This is a genomic window from Stutzerimonas stutzeri, assembly GCF_002909485.1.
In the GTDB taxonomy this organism is placed as follows: Bacteria; Pseudomonadota; Gammaproteobacteria; order Pseudomonadales; family Pseudomonadaceae; genus Stutzerimonas; species Stutzerimonas stutzeri_AH.
Window position 1 is genome coordinate 665,861 of sequence record NZ_PPXG01000001.1, and the last position, 22,721, is coordinate 688,581.

Sequence of the window (22,721 nt, forward strand, 5' to 3'; positions counted from 1 at the left end):
CTCATAAAAAAGGCAAAGCCACGGCGTGTGGCTTTGCCTTTGATCCTGCGCGCCTGGGATGACGCCTCAGCGGCTGCGCAGTGCGTCCCGCGGCACGTACTTGCCCAGCTCGTGACGGGCGATGGCTACCCGATGCACCTCGTCCGGGCCATCGGCCAGGCGCAGCGTGCGCTGCATCGCCCACCAGTGCGCCAGCGGGAAGTCCTCGGAAACCCCGGCGCCACCGTGAATCTGAATGGCGCGATCGATGACCTTCAGCGCGACGTTTGGTGCGACTACCTTGATCTGCGCGATCTCGCTGGCGGCGATCTTATTGCCAACGGTGTCCATCATGTAGGCGGCGTTGAGCGTCAACAGGCGCGCCATGTTGATCTCGATGCGGCACTCGGCGATGTAATCGAAGTTGGCACCCAGGCGAGCCAGCGGCTTGCCGAAGGCGGTGCGGCTGACGGCGCGTTCGCACATCAGCTTGAGGGCGCGCTCGGCGACACCAATCGAGCGCATGCAGTGGTGAATGCGGCCCGGGCCAAGCCGGCCTTGAGCGATCTCGAAGCCGCGGCCTTCGCCGAGCAGGACGTTCTCGTAAGGCACGCGCACGTTTTCCAGCAGCACCTCGGCGTGGCCGTGCGGTGCATCGTCGTAGCCGAAAACGGGCAATGGACGCAGCACCTTCACGCCGGGGGTATCCATCGGCACCAGGATCATCGAGTGCTGGGCATGGCGCGGCGCGTCCGGGTTGGTCAGGCCCATGAAGATCATGATCTTACAGCGCGGATCGCAAGCGCCGGAGGTCCACCACTTGCGACCGTTGATGACCCACTCGTCGCCCTCGCGCACCGCGCGGGCTTCCATATTGGTGGCGTCGGACGAGGCCACACCCGGCTCGGTCATGCCGAAGGCCGAACGGATTTCGCCGCGCAGCAGCGGTTCCAGCCACTCGCGCTTCTGCGCCTCGCTGCCGTAGCGCACCAGCACTTCCATGTTACCGGTATCCGGCGCCGAGCAGTTGAACGCTTCCGGGCCGAGGCCCGAGCTGCCCATGATTTCCGCCAGCGGCGCGTATTCGGTGTTGGTCAGCCCGGCGCCCAGTTCCGATTCCGGCAGGAACAGATTCCACAGCCCCTCTGCCTTGGCCTTGGCCTTGAGCTCCTCGACGATGGCGGTCGGCTGCCAGCGATCACCCTCGGCGACCTGCTGGTGGAACACCTTTTCGGCGGGATAGACATGAGCATCCATGAACGCTTGCACGCGCTCTCTGAGCTCTTGAACCTTCGGGGAGTAGGCGAAATCCATGGGCGACAACCTTCTGGCAGGTAATGTTTTGTAGTTTTGAATGCTAGAGGAGGCCTGGTGATTTATCTAAGCTATTTTCCTCGTGTATAAACATTCATCACCGATATATGATCGGCGAATTCCGATACACGCCGGAGAGCACAACAATGAACCTGAACAAGGTCGATCTGAATCTATTCATCGTCTTCGACGCCATCTACACCGAAGCGAACCTGACACGCGCCGGGCAGATCGTCGGCATCACCCAGCCCGCCGTTTCTAACGCCCTCGCCCGTCTGCGCGAAACCTTCAACGATCCGTTGTTCGTGCGCACCGCGCAGGGCATGGTGCCGACGCCGATGGCGCAGAACATCATCGGCCCGGTGCGTAATGCGCTGCAGCTGCTGCGGGTTTCGGTGCAGGAAAGCCGGACCTTCAGCCCGGCGCAGGCGAATAAGACCTTCCGCATCAGCATGACCGACCTCACCGAGGCGGTGATGCTGCCCCCGCTATTCCAGCGCCTGCGCCGGCTGGCGCCAAACGTGAAGATCGAGAGCATGCTGGCCAAGCGCCGCGAAACCACCAAGGAACTGGCCGCTGGCCGCCTGGATTTCGCCATGGATGCGCCGCTCAACACCGATCCGCAAGTGCGGCACGTCAAGCTGCTGGAGGATCGCTACATCTGCGCGATGCGCCGCGGCCACCCGTTGGCCAAGGACAAGCTGACCCTGGAGCAATACCTGTCGCTGTCGCACATCCATATTTCCAGCCGCCGCAGCGGCCTCGGTCTGGTGGACCTGGCGCTCGGCAAGATGGGCCTGCAGCGCAAGATTGCCCTGCGCTCACAGCACTACCTGATGGCGACCCAGGTGATCGACCAGACCGACATGGCCGTGACCGTCCCCGAGCGCTTCGCCCGTCGGCATAACCTGCATCAGGTGGACCTGCCGGTGGATATCCAACCTCTGGAAACCCACATCTATTGGCATGAAAGCACCGATCAGGATCCGGCCAACCGCTGGATGCGCGAGCAGATGATCGAGATCGCCCAACAGGTAACCGCGCAACAGGACCTCTGAAGCCCTGGCGGGTGAAAGCCCGCCTCAGGCGCTGTCGCGCATCACTACCTCAAAGCCCACGTCAACACAGCGCTCGGCAGGCTGCTGACCACGCATCAGACTCAGCAGCATCTGCGCCGCCAGCTCGCCGATCTCACCGCGGCGGGTGCGCACTGTGCTCAGCGCCGGCCGCATCCATGCCGCAGCCGGCAGGTCGTTGAAGCCGGCGATCGCCAGCCGCCCCGGCACATCCAGCCCCAGCTGATGCGCGCGAAACAAGGCGCCGAGAGCCAGGTCGTCGTTGTTGAAGAACACCGCGTCGATCTGCGGATGCTGCGCCAGCAGCCGGTCCAGCAGCTCTGCGCCAAGACCGATGGACGACAGCTGCGGCGTCAGCAACTCCAGTGTTGGCTCATAGCGCCCGGCCTGACGCATCACCTGGCGATAGCCTTCGGCTCGCTGCAAGGTACGCGGGTCCAGCTGAGCGGCGGCGAATGCGACGTGGCGGTAACCGCGCTCGAGCAAGGTGCGAGTCATGGCGACGCCAGCTTCCAGTTGCGAGAAGCCGACACAATAGTCATCCGGCCGCTCGCTCAGCTCCATCAGCGTGACCATCGGTGCGATGTAGTTGGCCAGCACTGCACGCGCGGCGTCGCTGCGCTCGAAACCGGTGATCAGCAACCCGGCCGGCTGATGCGCCAGATAGGCGCGCAGCAATCGCTCGTCCTCTTCGGGCCGGTAGTGGCTGACGCCGATCATCATCTCGTAGCCCGCCGGCATCAGCACCCGCTGGATGGCCTCGACCGTGTCGACGAACACCGCGTTGGACAACGAAGGAATGATCACCGCGACCAGATTGGAACGCGAACTCGCCAGGCTGCGCGCCGCCGGATGCGGCACGTAGCCGAGTGCCTTGACTGCCTGCTCGACACGCTCACGCAATGCATCAGAAACGAGATCCGGTTGCGACAGCGCGCGCGAAGCCGACATCAGCGAGCAGCCGGCACTGCGCGCAACATCGGACAGGGTTACGCGCTCGGCAGAGCGTCTGCGGCGTGTGGTCATGATCAATCCAGCATCTGAAGGCGGCGAATTCTATCAGTGGTATGGAAGGCAGCGCCCTACTGGGACGCCTTTTCCACTTCGGCCTGGACTTGGTCGAACAGCTCCTGGCCGACCGCGTCGATCACCGTCTGGATCGCGGGCTGCGCCTTCTCGCGCATGCGCTGGATCTCATCGGCACTGACCTCGTTGATCTGCATGCCGCGCTCTTTCAACGTCGCCAATGCCTGGCTGGCTTCGCGACGGGTGTCCTCGCGCTCGGCGTCGCGCGCCTTTTCCGCGGCTTCCATGAGGATGTCCTGCTCGGTCGCAGACAGCCCATCCCACCAGCGCTTGGAAACCGTGACGATCCAGGGGCTGTAAACATGGTTGGTCACACTCAGGTACTTCTGCACCTCATAGAACTTGGATGAGAGGATGGTATTGAACGGGTTTTCCTGGCCGTCCACCGCCTTGGTTTCCAGCGCCGTGAACAGCTCGGAAAACGGCAGCGGCACCGCGTTGGCGCCCATGCGCTTGAAGGTGTCGATGAACACCGGATTGGGCATCACGCGCAGCTTGATGCCACTGAAGTCCTCGTACTTTTCGATCGGGCGGGCGCTATTGGTCACGTTGCGAAAACCGTTCTCCCAGTACACCAATCCGACCAGCCCCTTTTCCTCGAGTTTGTCCATCACCTGCCTGCCTACCGGGCCGTCTAGTACCTGATCGGCCTGATTCGCATCGGTGAACAGGAATGGCGTATCCCACACCGCCATCTCCTTGCTGATGCCGACCAGCGTCGCGGTCGAGCCCACCATCATTTCCTGGGCGCCGCCGATCAATGCGTTCTGCATCTGATCATCCGAACCGAGGCTGGCGGAGGCGAAGGTACGCATCTTGAGTTTGCCACCCGAGGCCTTGGCCACTTCCTCGGCCAGAAGCTTGGCCGCCCTGCCCTGGTTGCTGTCCTCGTTGAGCCCATAGCCGAAGCGGATCATGCGCGGACGAATGTCGTCCGCGGCCTGAGCGTGACCGAGGCTGAGTGTGCTACCGAGCAAGGCGGCAGCCAGGGTGCTGATGAGAAATCGTTTCATGTCGCGGTACCTTTCTTGTTGTTGGACGTTGGGTTGTTTGACGCTGGGGTTGCACGGCCGGCGCTACCGCAGCCAGGCCAGGGGCACGGTGATGATCGAAGGCACGGCGATGAGCAGCCCGACGATCACCAGATAGATAAGGAAGAACGGCATCACGCCGCGCACCAGGGTTTCCATGCGCAATCGGCCGATACCGCCGACCACGTTGAGCACGGTGCCCACCGGCGGTGTGATAAGTCCGATGGAGCCGATCAGCACGAACATCACGCCGAAGTACACCGGGTCGATGCCGGCCTTGATCGCGATCGGCGCCAGCACCGGGCCGAGGATCAGGATGGTCGGCGTCAGGTCCAGCACCATGCCGACGGCGATCATCAGCAGCATGATGGCGACCATCAGCAGTTTCGGGTCCTGCGCCAGCGGGCCGAGCATTGCCGCGATCTCGTCGGGCAGCTGCGCCAGGGTGATCATGTACGCCGACACGGTTGCGGCGGCGCAGAGGAACATCACCGAGGCCGTGGTGCGGCTGGCACGGGTCAGCACCTCGACCAGCCCGGCCCAGTTCAGCTCGCGATACAGCAGGGTCGAAACGGCCAGGGCGTAGACGGCGGCGACCACCGCCGCTTCGGTCGGGGTGAACAGGCCGCCACGCAGCCCGCCGACGATGATCACCGGCAGCATCAGCGCGGCTGCACCGTCGACCAGGACCCGACGGCGTTCGGCGGCGCTGGCCTTTTCCTGTTTCGGTTCGTCGATCCGCCGGGCGATCAGTGTCCAGGCAACGATCAAGCCCATGCCCATGATCAGCCCCGGCACCATGCCGGCGAGAAACAGCTGGCTGATCGAAGTGCCGGTCACCACGCCGTAGATCACGAACGGCATCGACGGCGGAATGATCGGCGCGATGATCCCACCCGCCGCCACCAGGCCCGACGACGAACTCAGCGGGTATCCGCGCTCGCGCATCATCGGTAGCAGCAACGTTGCCAGCGCGGCGGTATCAGCCAGGGCGGAGCCGGACATGCTCGCCAGAAGCACCGAGGCGGCAATCGCCACGTAGCCCAGGCCGCCGCGCTTGTGGCCGAAATAGGCCTGCGCCATGGCGATGATTCGCCGCGAGATGCCTCCGGCGTTCATCAGTTCGCCGGCAAGTATGAAGAACGGCACGGCCAGCAGCGGAAAGCTGTCGGCACCGGCCTGAAGGTTTTGAGCCAGCAGCTGCACGTCCCAGAAATCCAGGTACCACATCAGCACCGAGCCGGTGAGCAGCAGCGCGAAGGCGATGGGCATGCCAAGGGTCATGAAGCCCAGCAGCGATGAAAGGAAGACGACGACGGTCATACAAGGTCCTCGGTTGGGCAGTGCCCGTATTGTTCTGAATGCGGCGTCGCCTCAGTCCGCGGTGACATTCGCAGCGGCGCTGGCCGATGGCTGATCGCGCCGCCAGACGTTGACCAGCTGCAGCAGCGCCAGCACCGCCAGCGCCACCATGCTGGCGGCCACGGGCAACATCGCCAGGCCCAGCGGATAACCGACCACCGGGCTGTTGATGGTCCAGCCGAATTGCATCTGGTTCCAACCGCCCCAGGCCGCCAGGCAGCTCGCAGCTGCCACCAGCAGCCAGCTGATGGAGTCGACGACGCGGCGGAACAGCCGCGGGAAACGGTCGCGCAACATGGAGAAGCTCATCAGCTCGCCGCGGCGCATGCTCGAAGCGACACCGACAAACACCAGCCAGACGAATGCCAACCGCGACAGCTCCTCGGCGCCCGTCCAACCGGTGCCGAAGGCGTAACGCAGCACCACGCTGGAGAACACCACGACGACCATGAAGGCCATCAGCGCGGCCATCAGCCAGTCGGTCAGGCGGTCGAAGTGTTGCGCGACCGTGCCGCTGTAGATCGGCTCGTTGGTCAGTGGCGGCGCTGTGGTAGCGCTATCAAACGAGCGCGAAGAAAGATCGACCCGGGTTTCGATCAGCTCATCCAGACCGGCGCCCTGCATCCAATCGACGATGTGGCGCAAGACGACTTCGCGCGGTTGGCTGGCATCCACCGTCAATACGCCGGGTTCACCCTCGGGAGACTCGAGAGTAGCGAACTGGCTGTCGACCAGGGAAATCGGCATGAAATGCCCGGCGCGGCCACCAACGCGCTGCACCGCGGTTTCGTAATCGATGGCCAGATGGGCGAACCGCAGCTCCGGAACCGCACTGCGCAGCAACTCCCGGTAGCTGCGCTTGAGCGCCGAGCAAGCCAGCACGAAGCCGCTGCCCGCCGCTAGGGTGCGCTGCATTTCGGCGATCAGCGCGTGCAGCCACTCCACGCGATCGGCGTCGGACAGCGGCGTGCCGGCACGCATGCGCGCCACGTTCTCTGCCGGGTGAAAGTTGTCCGCTTCGATGTGCGGCAGGCCGAGCGCGTCGGCGACGGCGTGACTGGTGTCCGTCTTGCCGGAACCGCTGACGCCCATGACGACGAGAATCGGAAGCGCGGAAGCCTTTGAGGGATGCACTGAAGGCATACGAGGAATCCATTGTTTTGCTTGTTTGGGCGGATGTTAGCGCTATCACATCCAACGATAAAACTACCGCTCGTCGACCACATGCCGACGAAGCGGCTGCGTCGAAGCGGTATCACCGGTCGACATTCGCGGCGGCACGACTACAATCGCGCCCCTGTGCAATCGAGGACACCGAACATGCCCAAAGCCATGTGCCGCCACATTCTGGTCAAGACCGAGGCCGAAGCCGCGCAGCTGAAAAAGCGCCTGACCAGTGGAGAGGCATTCGACGTGCTGGCACGCAAGTTCTCGACCTGCCCGTCCGGCAAGAAAGGCGGCGATTTAGGCGAAGTTCGCCCCGGACAGATGGTGCGCAGCATCGATCAGGTGATCTTCAAGAAGCCGCTGCGCGAAGTGCACGGGCCGATAAAGAGCCAGTTCGGCTATCACCTGGTGCAGGTGTTCTACCGCGACTGAGCTGGCGCTTAGCCAAAGCGTTGCAGCTGCATTTCCCGCAGGCGACTGAGCGTGCGGCGGAACGGGAATGCCAGATAGCCCTCGGTATACAGCTCGTCCAGTGCCACCTCGGCTTCGATATAGAGAGGAATCCGCCGGTCGTAGCACTCGTCCACCAGCGCGATGAAGCGGCGCACGGCATCATCCCGCGCGGCGAGTCTGGGCAGTTGGCGGTCACCCGCCGCCACCCGCGCGGCTCCATCCTCGGTGCCGCGGGCAATGCGCCCATCGCGCTGCGTGCCGCCCAGCCTCGGTACGTCGCCAATCAGAATCGCCGTGAAACGGTCGCACAGCTCGATGAAGTCCAGCGCCGAAAACGGCTGCTCGCAGAGATCGGCGAAGCGGCACCAGAGCACCGATTCGCTACGCCGCACGGCGTCGAGCTGGCGGCGGCTGAGGACCAAAGGCTCGGTGCTGACCGCTCCATCGGCCAGCGCCTCGAACGTCGCGGCTAACGCAGTGGCGCCGTCGAACGGGGCGATCCAGTAGCGCTGCAGCGCAGCGCCGGGACGCAGGCGGTGATCGGCGCCACCATCCACATCCACCACATGCATGTGTTGCACAATGGCATCGATGGCCGGCAGAAAACGCTCGCGATTGAAGCCGTCGGCGTACAGCTGCTCTGGCGGCTGGTTGGAGGTAGCGACGATCACCACGTCGTGCTCGAAGAGCACCTGGAACAGGCGTCCCAGGATGATTGCGTCACCGATGTCACCGACGAACAGCTCGTCGAAGCAGAGCACGCGAATCTCTTCCGAGAGCTCTTTGGCCAACGCTTGCAACGGGTCCGCCGTGCCGTTGAGCTGGAACAGTCGGATGTGTACCCAGCGCATGAAATGGTGGAAATGCTGCCGCCGTGACGGAACGGCCAGACTTGCGTGAAACAGATCCATCAGCCAGGTCTTGCCACGCCCGACCGGCCCCCACAGATAAACGCCAAGCGGCAGTTGCGCACCTGAAATCAATGCCTCATGGCAGGCCTGGAGCCGCGCAACGGCCCGCTGCTGAGCCGCATCGGGCACGAAACCGTTTTGCGCAATGGCCTGCTGATAGCGTTCAAGGGGTGAGTCGGCGTGCATGGTCGTCCGGCGCAAAAGCCGCCATGGTAGCGCACGCCCGCGCTGGGGCGCTCAGTCGTGTCCGCCCTGCAGCAGTTGCTTGGCCTGGGCGCCGAGCTGCTCGAGCAGTATGGCCTGGGCTGGTAGCAGCTGCTCATGGACACGGGTCAGCGCATAGACCGGCACATTGATCGCCGGCTCGAGCAAGCGGGTCTGCACCTCGCCGCCAGTAGCCGCCAGCGCAGTGAACGGGTCGACCAGCGCCACGCCCTGTCCCGACGACACCAGCTGTCGCGCCAGCTGGTAGGTCTGCACCCAGGTAACGACGCGCGGCGGTGGATCGAGCTCTTCGATGTGGCCGCGCAACAGGCTGCCCAGCGCATCGCGGGCATCGATGCCGATCAGCGCGTTGCCCGCCAACGCCTGCAGCCGCACCGGACTGCTCAGTTCGTCCGGCTGCCACCAGCCAGGCGGCGCGATCGCGCGCATGCGGCCCTCGGCCAACAACCGGCTGCTGAGTCCCGGATGCTCTACCGCCTGTGACGTCAGCCCGAGATCGGCTTCACGCAGCAACAGGGCTTCGACGATTTCCGCAGTGTGCTGCGTGGCGAGCTGACAGACCGTCCGTGGAAATCGCTCGCGCCAGGCGCGCAACGCCTGTGGCAGCAGCGCCTGAGCCAGCGCCGGCGTGCAGATCAGGCGCAATGCGCACTCCTCGCCCCGGCCGAGGCTGTCTGCAAGCCGCCGCAGATTCTGCAGGTCGATGGCAAGGCGTTCGGTCTGCTGCTGCAGTACCCGCGCCTCGGCGGTGGGCTGCAGCTTGCCGCGCACCCGGTCGAACAGCGCAAAGCCCAGTTGCTGCTCGGCATGCTTGAGAATCTTGCTCGCCGCCGGCTGGGAGATATGCAGCAACTCGGCGGCGGCGGTCAGGCTGCCGGTTTGCAGAATCGCCTGGAACAGTTCGATATGACGCAGCCGCATGCACTGCCCTCCTTCTGGTCATCGAGCATAACCGCAGGTTATGGGAACGCTCCATCCTTTCATTGGCCGCCCCGCTGGCCCACGTCCTAGGCTGCGCTGATCAAGTCTGAGGAGCAGTTGCATGCGGATAGCAGTCATCGGCGCAGGCGTTATCGGGCTTGCCACCGCCTATTCATTGGTGCGTCAGGGACACAGCGTGGAGCTGATCGAACGGTGCGACGACGTCGCGCTGGAAACCAGCTTCGCCAACGGAGGGCAGCTCAGCTACCGCTATGTGTCACCGCTGGCCGATGCCGGCGTGCCGCTGCAGGCACTCGGTTGGATGCTGCGCGGGCCGGATGCCCCGCTGCGCTTCAGGCCCCAGGCGAGCCTGCATCAGTGGCGTTGGTGTCTGCAGTTCCTGCTGGCATGCCGGCGGTCGGTCAATCGGCGCAACGCGGCTCACCTGCTGCGTCTGGCCCTGCACAGTCAGCAGATCCTGCGCAGCTGGCGCGAGCAGGATCATCTGGACGGCTTCGCCTGGCGCGCCAACGGCAAGCTGGTGATCTATCGCGATCGGCACAGCCTGCACAAGGGCGCGGCGGCCATCGACAACGATTCCGGCCAGATGCTGTTGGACGTTGCACAGTGCATCGACATCGAGCCGGCATTGGCGCCATTGGCGGCATCGCTGCAAGGCGGCATCTATTCGCCCGACGATGAGGTTGCTGACTGCCACCTGTTATGCACCGAACTGCTGCGGCGACTGCGGGCATCACCTGCGTTTCATCTGCATACCGGGCAATCGGTGAGCGCATTGCGCACCGAAGGCAAGCGAGTTCGCGCGGTAGCGTTCGAGCGGGATGAAATCGTAATTGACCATCTGGTAGTGGCTGCCGGCACCGGCAGCGTCGCGCTACTTAAACCGTTGGGCATCGACCTGCCAATCTACCCGCTAAAGGGCTACAGCCTGACCGTTGCGCTGGCCGACCAGGACCGCGTGCCGCAAACCAACGTCACCGATTACGACAATAAGGTCGTCTACGCCCGCCTCGATGACCAGTTGCGCGTGGCGGCGATGGTGGATATCGCCGGCTGGGATGCTGACCTCGACCAGGAGCGCATCGCGACACTGCAGCGTCTGGCTGGTGCCACCTTCCCAGGCGCCGGCGACTACCAACGTGCGCGGCAATGGGCAGGCCTGCGCCCGGCCACGCCTCAAGGTACGCCGCTGATTGGCCGCAGCGGATTCGACAATCTCTGGCTCAACGTCGGCCACGGCAGCCTCGGCTTCACCCTCGCCTGCGGTAGCGCCGACCTGCTCGCCAGCGTAATCGACGGCTCGCCACCTGCTGTTTCTCTGGACGGCTTGAGCCTGTCCGCCTGAACACTAAAAGAGGAAACCAATATGCCCTTGCAACGCATCGAAAATAATCCACGCATGTCCGCTGCAGTCATTCATAGCGACCTTGTGTTCCTCGCCGGCCAGGTGCCGGACGACCGCAGCCTGGATGCCGCAGGACAGAGCCGCGAGGTGCTGGCGAAGATCGACCGGCTGCTGGCCGCCGCCGGCTCCAGTCGCGAAAACCTGCTCAGCGCGCAGATTTGGCTGAAGGACATCGACGCCGACTTCGCCACCATGAACGAGGCCTGGAGCGACTGGCTGCCAGCAGGCTGCGCACCGGCACGGGCGACGGTACAGGCGCGCCTGGCCTCCCCCGAGGTGCTGGTCGAGATCATGGTGATCGCTGCGCGCGCCTGACCACAGCGGTCTATCGTTCCTGCGCCGGCCAACCACAGTTGCAACCACCCAAAATACAAACAAGAGGGAACCGCAATGAACCACCAGATCCGTAACGGCCTGTTCGGCATCACCCTGGCGGGCGTCCTCGCCGCCGCCTTGGCAAGCACCAGCGTGTTGGCGCAGGAACGCTTCGTCACCATCGGCACCGGCGGGCAGACCGGCGTGTACTACACTGCCGGCCAGTCGGTGTGCCGCTTCCTCAATCGTGCCGAGGTGAAGCCCGCCATCAAATGCAACGCACCCTCGACCGCAGGCAGCGTGACCAACATCGTGTCGTTGCACAAAGGCGAGTACGACTTCGGCTTCATCCAGTCGGACCACCAGCACAAGGCGCTGCAGGGTCTGGCGCCCTTCGACAAGGACGGCGCCGTCGAACTGCGCGCCGTGTTCTCACTGCAGTCGGAGATTCTCACCGTGGTCGTTCGCAACGACAGCGGCATCACCGATCTGGCTGGACTCAAAGGCAAGCGGGTGAACATCGGCGTGCCCGGCTCGGGCAGTCGCGACACCTTCGAGGAGGTCATGCAGGCGAAGGGCTGGACCAACGCCAGCTTTTCTCTGGCCGCCGAGCTAAAACCGGCGGAGATGGCCTCAGCGCTGGGTGACAACAACCTGGACGCCATCACCTATGTGGTCGGCCATCCGAGCGGTGCGATTCAGGAAGCGTTGACCAATGTGAAGGCCAGGATCATTCCGGTGCAGGGCGCCGAGATCGACAGTTTGCTCGCCAAGGCCGATTACTACAGCGCAGTGGAAATCCCCGCCGGCCTCTACCCAGGAGTGGACGGCGCCATTCCGTCGATTGGCGGCAAGGCAGTACTGGCGACCACCAGCAAGACCGATCCGGAGATCGTCTATCAGCTGGTCAAGTCGGTGTTCGACAACCTCGACAGGTTCAAGCGCCTGCATCCGGCATTCGCCGATCTTAAAGCCGAGGACATGATTCGCGTTGGGCTGACTGCGCCGCTGCACGAGGGCGCCGAGCGTTATTACAAGGAGAAGGGTTGGCTGTAGGACGCCAACATCAGCGGGCGACAGCGCCCGCTGATGTACAGGCTCAGAGCTCCATGGACAGACTTACGCTCAGGTTGCGCGGCTCACCCGGCATGACCCAGACATCGCTGTAGGAGCGCTCGTAGTAGGTCCGGTCGAACGCGTTGTTCAGGTTCATACCGAGGGTCAGCTTTTCCGTCGCCTTGTAGCGCGCCAGCAGATCCACAGTCGTGTACGACGGCAGCTCGAAGTCGCTATCGGCCTGCCCTGCCCGATCACCCACGTAGTTCACTGCGCCGCCGAGGGAGAGCCCGCTGAGATCACCATCGAGGAACTCGTAGGTGGTCAGCACACTGCCGCTGTGACGCGGCACGTTGAGCAGGCGGGTGCCACTGGCCAGCCTGTTGTCACGGGTAACCTCCGCATCAACATAGGCATAAGAGCCGATCACGCGAATCGCGTCGGTCAGCTGTCCGGCCAGCTGCAGGTCAACCCCGCGGCTGCGCACCTCGCCGGCAGCAATCTGAAAGCCGTCGTTCGCCGGATCGCTGGTCAGCACGTTTTCCTTGGTCAGGTGGAAGGCTGCGGCGGTGAGCCCCAAACGGCCATCGAACAGATCAAGTTTGACCCCAGCCTCATAACCCACGCCTTCTTCCGGATCGAAAGTAGCGCCGCTGGCGTCCGCACCGTTGTTAGGTTTGAACGACTGCGAGGCGTTGGCGAACAGCCCGACCTCCGGCACCAGCTGATAGAGCACGCCAACACGCGGCGTGACCTTTTCGTGGGTCTGCTCGGTGCGCCGGCCAGCAACCTCATTGTCCAGTCGTTGTTCGTAGTGATCATAGCGGGCGCCGATAACGCCAAAGAGCTTGTCGGTAAACCGAATCTGGTCTTGCAGATTCAGTGCGCGGCTATGCACCAGTTCGTTACGGTCAACCGTACGCGCCGGGTTGAACGCAGGACGCGGTGCACCGTAGACCGGGTTGTAGAGATCGATGGTGCGCAGGTTGTTGGAGCGCAGCATGAACTCGCTCAGGGCGTATCGCTCGTACTCGGTGCCGATCAAAAGCTGATGCTCGATCGAACCGGTATCGAAGCGCCCGCGCAGCTCCAGTTGGGTGATCGCGTCCTGCCAGTCGTAGTCGCGATAACGCAGGTTGCGGGTCAGCGTGCGACCGTCCGCTGCGACCCCCGCCGCTTCGGTGGCATAGCCATCCATCCGGCCCTGCTTGTAGTGGCTGGCCAGGCGCAGCGTCCAGACTTCGTTCAGATCATGTTCGAGTTCGGCCTGCAGCGTTTCGTTGTCGTTGCTGATCGGCCCATCCGAGGGTTCGCCATAGAACGCTGAGCGGGACACCTTGCCCAGGTCGCCACCGGGCGCGACCACGCCGCGATCGAAGGTCTGGCGGTTGCGCACCACCTCTGCCTGTACCAGCAGCCGCGTATCAGGACTCAATTCCCAGCTGAAGGACGGCGCGACGAACTGGCGCTCGGATTCGCGATGGTCGCGGAAACTGTTGTTGTCTACGACGGCGATGTTCATGCGATAGAGCATGTTGCCGTCTTCATCGAGCGGCGTATTCACGTCCAGCGCAGTGCGATAGCGATCCCAGCGACCGGCGCTGAGATCGAGACGGGCAAAGCTGTCCAGCTGCGGACGCTTGCTGACGATATTGATGGTGCCGCCGGGGTCGCCGCGGCCGTAAAGGCTGGCCGAAGGCCCCTTGAGCACTTCGACCCGCTCGATATTGGAAGCGTCCGGTGGGTTCATAAAGCCGCGATTGACGCTGAAACCGTCCTTGTAGAACTCTCCGGTGGTCAGCCCGCGCACGCTGTACTCGTACATGGTCAGGCCACCGAAGTCGTTCTGCCGGGCGACACCACCAGCGAAGTCCAGCGCCTTCTCTACGCGCGGGCTGCCGAGATCCTGCAACACGGATGCGGGAATCACGCTGATCGACTGGGGTATCTCTTCGATAGGTGTGTCGGTTTTGGTCGCACTGCGCGTGCGTTTGGCACGATAGCCCTGAACTGGACCGTCTGCACGTTCCTGGTCCGCCGTGATGGTGACGGAGTCCAACACCGCTGCCTCCTGCGCTCCCGCCAACGGAACGCCCACCAACAACAGCGCCGCGCCGGCGCCTACCCACTTCAATGTTGCACTTGCGTTATTCATGCTCAAACTCAGGACACCGATGTTATATCGTAACAATGCTGTCTGTTTGGCGTGAAGGTGTCAATGGAGCGATTCGTATGTGCCGTCAGATCCAATGCCGAGCGGCCAGTTATTAGCGCAGCAGCGCTGTTCTTACGCCGCTCCGAACCGCTCGCCCGCCACAGCCGCCACGACCATTGACTGGCTAGCGGACGCTCCCACTCTTGAGAAGGCAATTAATCACGGGCTGACAGAGGCTGGAGTTTCGACAGCCGAGTTCGCGCCGAAGCTGTGCAGCTCCTGCGCTACTTCACTCTCAGGCTCGCCAGCAAAAGAACAGATGCATCGCCCGCCTGTTGCGGGCCGTTATCGTGGCTCTATTGCCGCTGCCGTGATATCGCCCAGTGCCCAGGCGGATTCACGGCTGGCCAGCGCCGAGGCAATTGCCTGCACTTTCGTCGATTGCACTTCATCGGGCAGTGGATCTAGGCCTGCGCTGGCAAAGATCTGACCGTAGGCATTGCGTAGGTCTGCATAAGACAGATCTCTGCGTAGATCCGCTTGCAATGTGTTCAGCTCCCCCTGAATCAGGTCCAGCTCACCAAGGCCCGCGGCCTGATGGCGGTTACGTAACTGAGCGACGATCTGCCCGTCGATGTCCGCCAGCTGCTGGTTGGTCTTGAACTGACGCAGTGCCTCACGGTAGTTGGCATTGGCCACGTACAGTTGCGCTAGCACGGCAATAGACATGGCCTGACGCCGCGCCGCAGCTACCTCCTCACCCGCTTTGGCGACATTAATAGCAGCCGGTGCCGAGATTACGTTAAACAGATTCCAAGTGACTTTCACGCCATAGTCGACCCAACCCTGCTCCACCAGAAACGAATTGCTGTCGTAATGCCCGCCAGCAGAGAACTCCAGTCCCGGCAAAAGACGCAGCATGGCTTTGCGGGTTTCTGCGGCAGAAATGCGCGTCTGATAATCCTGCTCGCGCAATTCCGGACGACTTGCCAAAGCTTCCTGTTCGAGGCGGGCCAAATCAACCTTGAGTTCCGGGATGATGTACTCATCCTGGGTGGCCAAGGTTAGGTCCGTGCCCAATGGCAGGTTAATCAGGGTCGCCAGTTCGGTTTTGGCCAGAGACAGGGCTCGTCGCTGCTCTTCGAGTTGGCGAGTCGCCTGAATCAGCGAGCGCTGGTAACCCAAAGCCTGCACCGGATCACCAATGCGTCGTTCGCTCATGCTCTGGCTGTTGCCGCGGGCCGTTTCCACCCGAGCCATCAGGCTGTCAATCTGCTTGAGCAGGCGTTCGGCAGCCATAGCTCGCCAGTAAGCCGAACGCACATCTTGGACGATGGTGTTGATCACCTTACGTCGGCGCTCCTGCACGATCAGACGCTGGTCTCCGGCCTGCTTGGCGCTGATATAGCTCACGCCGAAGTCGAGTACGTTCCAGACCATGGTCAGGTCCGCCACTTCGCGATTACGGTCCTGGGAAGTCGACGGTTCAAGGGACTGGGTGCCCGTTTCCACACTTTCGCTGCTAGATGCGCTGACGTTGTTGCGCCCCACGTAGCCTGCGTCCAGAGCGAGGCGCGGCAACATGTCAAAACTGGCCAGATCGAGCTGTCGCTTGGCCAACGCTTCTTCCATTATTTTCAAGCGTCCTTCGAGGTTGTACTTCACAGCGCGGGCCATCGCCTGGTGCAAAGTCAGCGGACCACTGAGGGGTTCCTGATCTTTATACATATCCTGCAGGTCAGTGAGGGCGCGCTGCTCGCTTACGCTGCGCTCGATTGGCTCGCTGGTGACCGCACAACCGCCGGCCATCAACGCAAGCAGACTCACACCGAATAACTTCTGACTTCTATTCATTCCCTGGATCGCCCCTGGCTGCCCAAATTTTTGGAATTATCAAGCCTGTACCGAACCGATGCCGACCTGCTGTAAGGCCGCTACCAGTTTGTCGACCTGACGCTGTTCGGTGTCTTTAAGCTCTTGCAACTGCAGGCCCAGCGTCGGCGCGCCGAACGTCCCTCGTAACCCTTCCGATAGGTCACCGCCCTGAATTGACTGACTACCAAAAACACTAAACGAAGCACTGCCGAAATCCTGATTGAACAAGCCCGAGATCGTACTGGTACCAAACACCCCGCCGTCGCCACCACCAAAGCCTAGAAAGCCTTGACCGGAGCCGTCTCCGCCGGATTCGCTGTTGAATACCTGCGCGATGAACGTCGGTGCAAGCTCGCCGCGGTTGATGAAGATGTCGCCGATCGGCCGGATGCCGCCGCCCACATCTCTTTGTTCAAAGAGGGGCGGGAAACCCAGCGGCGAGCCAAGGCTACCCAAAGGTGGTGCAAAGACGGCGGGCTGCAATGGAGCTTCGGACGGCTGAATGCTCGTGACAGGATCCGATGTCAGGAACTCCGGTGGGGGCGTCACCTGACTGGGTACGATTGTATTAATCACATAGTTGTTGGACACCGCTACGTCGGCTCCCACGTTGCCTGCCATGTCGCTAACAGTGCTGGTATCCAAAGCGATGGAATTGCTCGGATCGGAGAGGTTCCCTGTGGGGGTGAGCGTTGCAGTCCAGGTCAGCCCGCCGTCGCTAGTGGCCAGGTTGCTCAGCTCACCGTTGGTAACGTTAAGGTCCGACAAGTCAAAACCGATAACCGCTTCGCTGAAGGTGATGGTCACCTGAGTCGTCTCCCCCACCCCCAGGTTCGGGCTGGCGACGACGATGGTCGCAGTCGGTCGAGTAGCGTCAAGCGCATAATTGGCGGAGGTTGCGACACCCGCTCCCGTGTTGCCGGCCATGTCTTGCACATTGCTGGTATCGAGCTGGATCAGGTTGCTGGCATCGCTGACGCCCGCTGTGGGCACCAGTGTTGCGGTCCAAGTCAGACCGCCGTCACTGCTGCCCAGGTTGGACAACACACCATTGGCCACGCTTAGATCCGAAAGGTCGAAACCGGACACCGCCTCGGTGAAGGTAATGGTCACGGTGGTGCTCTGACCGATGCCCAGCGTGGTATTTCCCAACACGATGGTGGCGCCGGGGCGCACCGTGTCGACGGCGTAATTGTTGGAGTGCACCACACCCATACCGCTGTTGCCCGACGCGTTCACCACACCGCTGGCATTCAAGCTGATCAGATTGCTGCTATCGGTGACGTTGTTTGCTGGCGTGAACGTGGCCGTCCAGGTCACGCCGCCATCGGTGGAAGATACGTTGCTCAACGAGCCATTGCTCACGCTTAGATCGGAATTGTCGAACCCGCTGACCGCTTCCGAAAAGGTGATGGTGACCAGCGAGGTTTCACCCACCTTGAGTGCGTTATCGGCCACCACGACCGTGGCGGTCGGCACCTGTGTCCCCACTACGTAGTTGGCCGAATTGGTAGTGCCTGTCCCGGTGTTGCCTGCAGCGTCGCTCACGCCGGCATTGTTCAGAGTGATCAGGTTGGTGGCGTCGTTAACACCTAGGTCAGGCGTGAAGGTGGCAGTCCAAGTAATGCCACCATCGCTGCTGCTTACAGCGCTTAATGTGCCATTTGCAACGCTGAGGTCGGCGTTGGTGAAGCCGGTTACCGCCTCGCTGAAGGTGATGGTCACCAATGAGGTCTCGCCCACACTGAGGTTGGTATCGGCGAGCACGATCGTTGCGGTTGGACGTTCGGTGTCCAGCGCGTAGTTGTTGGAGTCGCTGGTGCCGACGTTGACGTTGCCCGCCAAGTCGACGATGCCACCACTGTTGAGCGAGATGACATTGCTGGCGTCGGTGATGCCAGCGGTCGGCGTGAATGTTGCGGTCCAGGTGATGCCGCCGTCGCTGCTGCTCAGGCCAGAGATCACGCCGTTGGCCACCGTCAGGTCGGCACTGGTGAAAGCGGTCACCGCCTCGCTGAAGATGATGGTCACCAGCGAGGTCTCGCCAGCGGCGATGGCCGTGTCGGCCACGACGATGGTTGCGGTAGGCCGCACCGTGTCGACCACGTAATTGTTGGAATCCGTAGTGCCAACGCCAGCGTTGCCCGCGCCGTTGATCAGGCCCGTATTGTCCAGGGTAATCACGTTGCTGGTGTCGGAAATGCTCGCGCTCGGCGTGAACGTGGCCGTCCAGGTGACGCCGCCGTCGGTGCTGCTCATGGCGCTCAGCGTGCCGTTGCTGACGGTCAGGTCCGAATTGTCGAAACCGCTGACAGCCGAATTGAAGGTCACGGTGACCAATGACGTCTCACCGATGATCAACGTGGAGTCGGCAATCACGATGGTCGCCGTCGGTACGTTGGTGTCGACCTGGTAATTGTTGGAGTTGGTGGTGCCGGTGCCGGTGTTGCCCGCCGCGTCACTGATGCCGGTGTTGTTGAGGACGATGACGTTGGAGGTGTCACTGACCCCCAGGGCCGGGGTGAAAGTGGCGGTCCAAGTGATGCCGCCATCGCTGCTGCTGACCGCGCTAAGCGTACCGTTGGCGACACTCAGGTCCGAATTGTCGAAGCCGATGACAGCCTCGCTGAAGGTGATGGTCACCAGTGACGTTTCGCCAACGCGCAGCGCGGTATCGGCCATCACGATGGTAGCGGTCGGGCGCAGCGTGTCGACGGCGTAATTGTTGGAATCAGTGGTGCCGCTGCCGGTATTGCCTGCCCCGTCCACTACGCCGCTGTTGTTGAGGGTGATCAGGTTGGTGGTGTCGCTGACACCCGCGCTTGGCGTGAAGGTCGCGGTGTAGGTGATGTTGTCGCTGGTGCTCAGGCCGCTCAGGCTGCCGTTGGTGACACTCAGGTCCGCCAGGGTAAAACCCGTGACGGGTTCGCTAAATGTGATCGTCACCACCGATGTTTCGCCAATGGCGATGGCCGTGTCGCCGACCACGATGGTGGCGGTCGGACGTGCGGTATCGATTGCGTAGTTGTTGGAGTCGGTGGTGCCGCTGCCGACGTTGCCCGCCGCGTCAGTCACGCCAGTGTTATCCAGGGTGATGAGATTGCTGTTGTCGCTGATGCTGGTGCTTGGTGTGAGCGTGCCGGTCCAAGTAATGCCGCCGTCGCCGCTGCTTAAGCCGGTGACCGTGCCGTTGGCGACCGTCAGGTCGGCGGTGGTAAAGCCTGTTACCGCTTCGTTGAAGGTGATGGTCACCAGGGACGTTTCGCCAACGCTCAAGGAGGTGTCGGCCACCACGATGCTGGCGGTGGGGCGCTGGGTGTCGACCGCATAGTTGTTGGAACTGGTGGTGCCGCTGCCGGTGTTGCCCGCGGCGTCCGCCACACCGGTATTGGCCAGGATGATCAGGTTGGTGGCGTCGCTGATACTGGCGCTCGGGGTGAGCGTCGCGGTCCAGGTGATGCCACCGTCGCTGCTGCTCAGGCCGCTCAGCGAACCGTTGGCGACGGTCAGATCAGCCAGGGTGAACCCGGTCACCGGCTCGCTGAAGGTAATGGTTACCAGAGAAGTTTCACCGACCTTCAGCGCGGTATCGGCCACCACAATGGAAGCGGTCGGACGCAGGGTGTCGATGGCGTAGTTGTTCGAGTCGGTGGTGCCGGTACCGACGTTACCGGAAGCGTCGGCGATGCCAGTGTTGTCCAGTGTGATCAGGTTGGTCGTGTCGGTGATGCTGGCGCTCGGGGTAAGCGTAGCGGTCCAGGTGATGCCGCCGTCGCTGCTGCTCAGGCCGGTGACCGTGCCATTGGCGACCGTCAGGTCGGCGGTGGTGAAACCACTCACGGCCTCGTTGAAAGTGATGGTCACCAACGACGTTTCGCCGGCCCTCAGTGCCGTGTCAGCCACGACGATGGTCGCTGTCGGGCGCAGGGTATCAATGGCGTAATTGTTGGAGTTGGTGGTGCCGACGCCAGCGTTGCCATTGAGGTCAGCGACCCCGGCGTTGTTCAGGGTCACAAGGTTACTGGTGTCGGTGACACTGGCGTCCGGCGTCAGGGTAGCCGTCCAGGTGATGCCGCCATCGCTGGAGCTCAAGCCGCTGAGCGTGCCGTTGGCCACCGTCAGGTCGGCTGCGGTGAAACCGCTGACCGCTTCGGAGAACGTGATGGTCACCAACGAGGTTTCACCGACCCTTAGGGCGGTGTCGCTGACCACGATGGACGCCGTCGGCGCCACGGTGTCGTTGACCACATAATTGTTCGAATCGGTAGTGCCGACGCCAGCGTTGCCGGCCAGGTCCGCAACCCCGGTATTGTTCAGCGTAACGACGTTGGTGGTGTCGGTGATGTTGCTGGCTGCGGTCAGCGTGCCGGTCCAGGTGATGCCACCGTCGCCGCTGGTCAAGGTGCCGATGGTGCCGTTCTGCACCGTCAGATCGGCCGCGGTAAGGCCGGTCACGGCTTCGGAGAAGGTGATGGTCACCAGCGACGTGCCACCGGAGTTCAGGTTGGTATTGGCCACGACGACAGTCGCGGTGGGCGGCGTCTCGTCCGGCACGTAATTGGTATTGATGGTGCCGCCATCGCCATAGACGTTGGCCACCGACGCTGGCGAAACGCCCGCGCTGCCAGCGCTCGTGCCCCCAGTGCCGCTGCCGCCGACGTTGCCGGCCAGGGCCATGAAGTTGGCCGCGGTAATCAGGATCGAACCTTTGTTCCAGATAGCGCCGACGCCAACGCCACCGGCACCGCCCGCCTGGTTGTAACCACCACCGGCACCACCGCCACCGCCACCGCCGCCCGCTCCGATGTTGTTGGAGATCACCGTGTTGCCGATGATCCGCAAGGTCGCACCGGTGTCGTTGTAGATACCGCCGACCGCTCCGCCACCGGCACCGCCGATGTCGTTATAGCCGTCGCCACCGCCACCGCCACCGATGGATAGCCCACCGCTGGCGGCCACACCGCCTGCGGAGCCAGTGCTGTAGCCCGGATACGCGGAACCGCCAGCACCACCGGTAGAGGAACCACCACGTCCACCCATGTTGAAGAAGCCACCGCCGGCACCGCCCTGCCCAGCCGAGCCGTTGGAGCCCGTGGAGTTGAGCGTATCGCCGCCGCGACCACCCGTCCCCCCGGTGATCGCGCCGCCGCCGCCACCGCCGCCACCGGCGTATTGCGGTGTCACACCGCCGCCGCCACCACCACCTGAAGCGGCGTTGGCGGTGACCGTGACGTTCCTCAGGGTCAGGGTGCCGGCGTTGTAAATGCCGCCGCCCTTGGACACCAGCGCATCGTCGCCGCCATTACCGCCGTTACCCGCCACCATGCCGCGAGTAATCACCAGGCCATCAAGGGTCGCCGTTGTGCCAGCCGTCACGTTGATGATCTGGGTGCGGTACTGCCCGTCGAGGGTGACGTCGGCGACGTTGTCGTTATTGAGGTCGCCATCCAACGTGATGTTCCTGTTGATGGTCAGCACCTGGGTCAGGCTGATGGTCGTGCCGGCCAAGCTGGTGTCGAAGGTGACGAGATCGCCGTTCTGCGCAGACGACAGGGCGGCCCGCAAAGAACCGATACCCGAATTGAGGTTGTTGGTAGCGGTCCAAGTAGCCAATCCCCATTGGTATTCGCTCATGGCGCTGGCCGAAAGCACGTTGGCGCTTTCGATGTTGCCGACTGCGATTTCTAGATCCCAGTCCCCCCCCAGGCCGGTACGGTTGTCAGACGCTGCTATGTCGCGGCCAGTCAGCTCCGCGAGCGATTCGACCAGGCTCAGGCCGCGCTCGCCCTCGGCGGTGTAGCAGCCGTAGATGAGGATATCGCCGCCGACATTCATCCTCTGTCCAATCTGCGCCAGCACCTCGCCGCGGGCCTGGACGTTGTCCGCCGACAGGTAGCTGTTGCCAAGCCACAGATCACCGGCGTTGCCATGGGCAATGATCTGCACAGCGCTGATGCCCTGATGCGCGTTGAGATAGTCGGCGATCTGCTGCAGGCCGTCCGTGGTGCCATCGAGGTACACCACCTGAGTGTCTGATGCGACGCCCTCGAGCAGGTTAGCGGCGTCCCGGACCCGGGAATCGACAAACAGCACGATCTTGCCAGGTACGGCAGCCTGGGTCGCATCAGCTTGCCCTTGAGGTGACTGGCTGTCTGATGGCTGTTCTGCCGTGTGCGTTCGGGTTTCATCAGTGCCGGGCTGAGCATCCGGTTGCGCAGCATCGGCCACTGTTGCGGCCACCGCACCGTCGAACAGCAATCGCGGCTCGAGGAACATGATCATCGGCGATGCCAGGGCCTGTGCGCCCTCGGTTACCCGCGCCTTTCCTTTGCTCCACCACATGACGATCACCCGGACTCGAACTTCTAT

At 62.9% G+C, this 22,721-nt stretch carries 15 protein-coding genes; 5 read left to right on the top strand and 10 right to left on the bottom strand.

Annotation, left to right across the window (positions count from 1 at the left end; genetic code table 11):
- Window positions 1–66 precede the first annotated feature (66 nt).
- Entirely contained in the window at window positions 67–1,293 is a 1,227-nt protein-coding gene (locus CXK91_RS02860; RefSeq protein WP_103454871.1) for an acyl-CoA dehydrogenase, read from the bottom strand.
- A 146-nt stretch (window positions 1,294–1,439) separates the two neighbouring features.
- On the opposite strand from CXK91_RS02860, the gene CXK91_RS02865 reads away from it, so the two are divergent.
- Complete coding sequence (locus CXK91_RS02865; RefSeq protein ID WP_015276945.1) at window positions 1,440–2,351, top strand: LysR family transcriptional regulator; 912 nt, start codon at window positions 1,440–1,442, stop codon at window positions 2,349–2,351.
- 24 nt (window positions 2,352–2,375) lie between these two features.
- Here the strand turns inward: CXK91_RS02865 and CXK91_RS02870 are convergent, their stop codons facing one another.
- From CXK91_RS02870 to CXK91_RS02885, 4 genes are all read right to left on the bottom strand, one after another.
- Window positions 2,376–3,395 (bottom strand): LacI family DNA-binding transcriptional regulator, encoded by a 1,020-nt coding sequence (locus CXK91_RS02870; RefSeq protein ID WP_103454872.1) that lies wholly within the window; start codon window positions 3,393–3,395, stop codon window positions 2,376–2,378.
- 56 nt (window positions 3,396–3,451) lie between these two features.
- Window positions 3,452–4,468 carry a TRAP transporter substrate-binding protein gene (locus CXK91_RS02875; protein ID WP_103454873.1) on the bottom strand — a complete coding sequence of 339 codons (1,017 nt, stop codon included), beginning with the start codon at window positions 4,466–4,468 and terminating at the stop codon, window positions 3,452–3,454.
- A 63-nt stretch (window positions 4,469–4,531) separates the two neighbouring features.
- Entirely contained in the window at window positions 4,532–5,809 is a 1,278-nt protein-coding gene (locus CXK91_RS02880; RefSeq protein WP_014820165.1) for a TRAP transporter large permease, read from the bottom strand.
- A gap of 51 nt (window positions 5,810–5,860) precedes the next feature.
- Window positions 5,861–6,991 (bottom strand): gluconokinase, GntK/IdnK-type, encoded by a 1,131-nt coding sequence (locus CXK91_RS02885; protein WP_103454874.1) that lies wholly within the window; start codon window positions 6,989–6,991, stop codon window positions 5,861–5,863.
- Window positions 6,992–7,168: 177 nt separating this feature from the next.
- Between CXK91_RS02885 and CXK91_RS02890 the strand changes: the two genes are divergently transcribed.
- Window positions 7,169–7,447 carry a peptidylprolyl isomerase gene (locus CXK91_RS02890; RefSeq protein ID WP_103454875.1) on the top strand — a complete coding sequence of 93 codons (279 nt, stop codon included), beginning with the start codon at window positions 7,169–7,171 and terminating at the stop codon, window positions 7,445–7,447.
- Between the two features lie 8 nt (window positions 7,448–7,455).
- On the opposite strand, the gene zapE is transcribed toward CXK91_RS02890, so the two are convergent.
- Together zapE and CXK91_RS02900 are read right to left on the bottom strand one after the other, a co-directional pair.
- Entirely contained in the window at window positions 7,456–8,565 is a 1,110-nt protein-coding gene (gene zapE, locus CXK91_RS02895) for a cell division protein ZapE (protein WP_103454876.1), read from the bottom strand.
- Window positions 8,566–8,616: 51 nt separating this feature from the next.
- Window positions 8,617–9,525: a LysR family transcriptional regulator gene (locus tag CXK91_RS02900; RefSeq protein WP_103454877.1), complete on the bottom strand. Its 909-nt coding sequence runs from the start codon at window positions 9,523–9,525 to the stop codon at window positions 8,617–8,619.
- A 121-nt stretch (window positions 9,526–9,646) separates the two neighbouring features.
- Here CXK91_RS02900 and CXK91_RS02905 point away from each other — a divergent pair, with 121 nt between their 5' ends.
- The 3 genes from CXK91_RS02905 to CXK91_RS02915 all read left to right on the top strand — a co-directional run bounded on the left by CXK91_RS02905 (window position 9,647) and on the right by CXK91_RS02915 (window position 12,322).
- Window positions 9,647–10,891: a D-amino acid dehydrogenase gene (locus tag CXK91_RS02905; protein WP_103454878.1), complete on the top strand. Its 1,245-nt coding sequence runs from the start codon at window positions 9,647–9,649 to the stop codon at window positions 10,889–10,891.
- Between the two features lie 21 nt (window positions 10,892–10,912).
- On the top strand, window positions 10,913–11,266 hold the full coding sequence (locus CXK91_RS02910; protein ID WP_103454879.1) for a RidA family protein: 354 nt from the start codon (window positions 10,913–10,915) through the stop codon (window positions 11,264–11,266).
- A gap of 75 nt (window positions 11,267–11,341) precedes the next feature.
- Complete coding sequence (locus CXK91_RS02915; RefSeq protein WP_103454880.1) at window positions 11,342–12,322, top strand: TAXI family TRAP transporter solute-binding subunit; 981 nt, start codon at window positions 11,342–11,344, stop codon at window positions 12,320–12,322.
- A gap of 43 nt (window positions 12,323–12,365) precedes the next feature.
- Here the strand turns inward: CXK91_RS02915 and CXK91_RS02920 are convergent, their stop codons facing one another.
- The 3 genes from CXK91_RS02920 to CXK91_RS02930 form a co-directional block, all read right to left on the bottom strand.
- Window positions 12,366–14,477: a TonB-dependent siderophore receptor gene (locus CXK91_RS02920; protein WP_181003903.1), complete on the bottom strand. Its 2,112-nt coding sequence runs from the start codon at window positions 14,475–14,477 to the stop codon at window positions 12,366–12,368.
- Between the two features lie 345 nt (window positions 14,478–14,822).
- Entirely contained in the window at window positions 14,823–16,331 is a 1,509-nt protein-coding gene (locus CXK91_RS02925; RefSeq protein ID WP_103454881.1) for a TolC family protein, read from the bottom strand.
- 39 nt (window positions 16,332–16,370) lie between these two features.
- Window positions 16,371–22,694, bottom strand: a complete 6,324-nt coding sequence (locus tag CXK91_RS02930) for an Ig-like domain-containing protein (protein WP_103455009.1) — start codon at window positions 22,692–22,694, stop codon at window positions 16,371–16,373.
- Window positions 22,695–22,721: the final 27 nt, after the last annotated feature.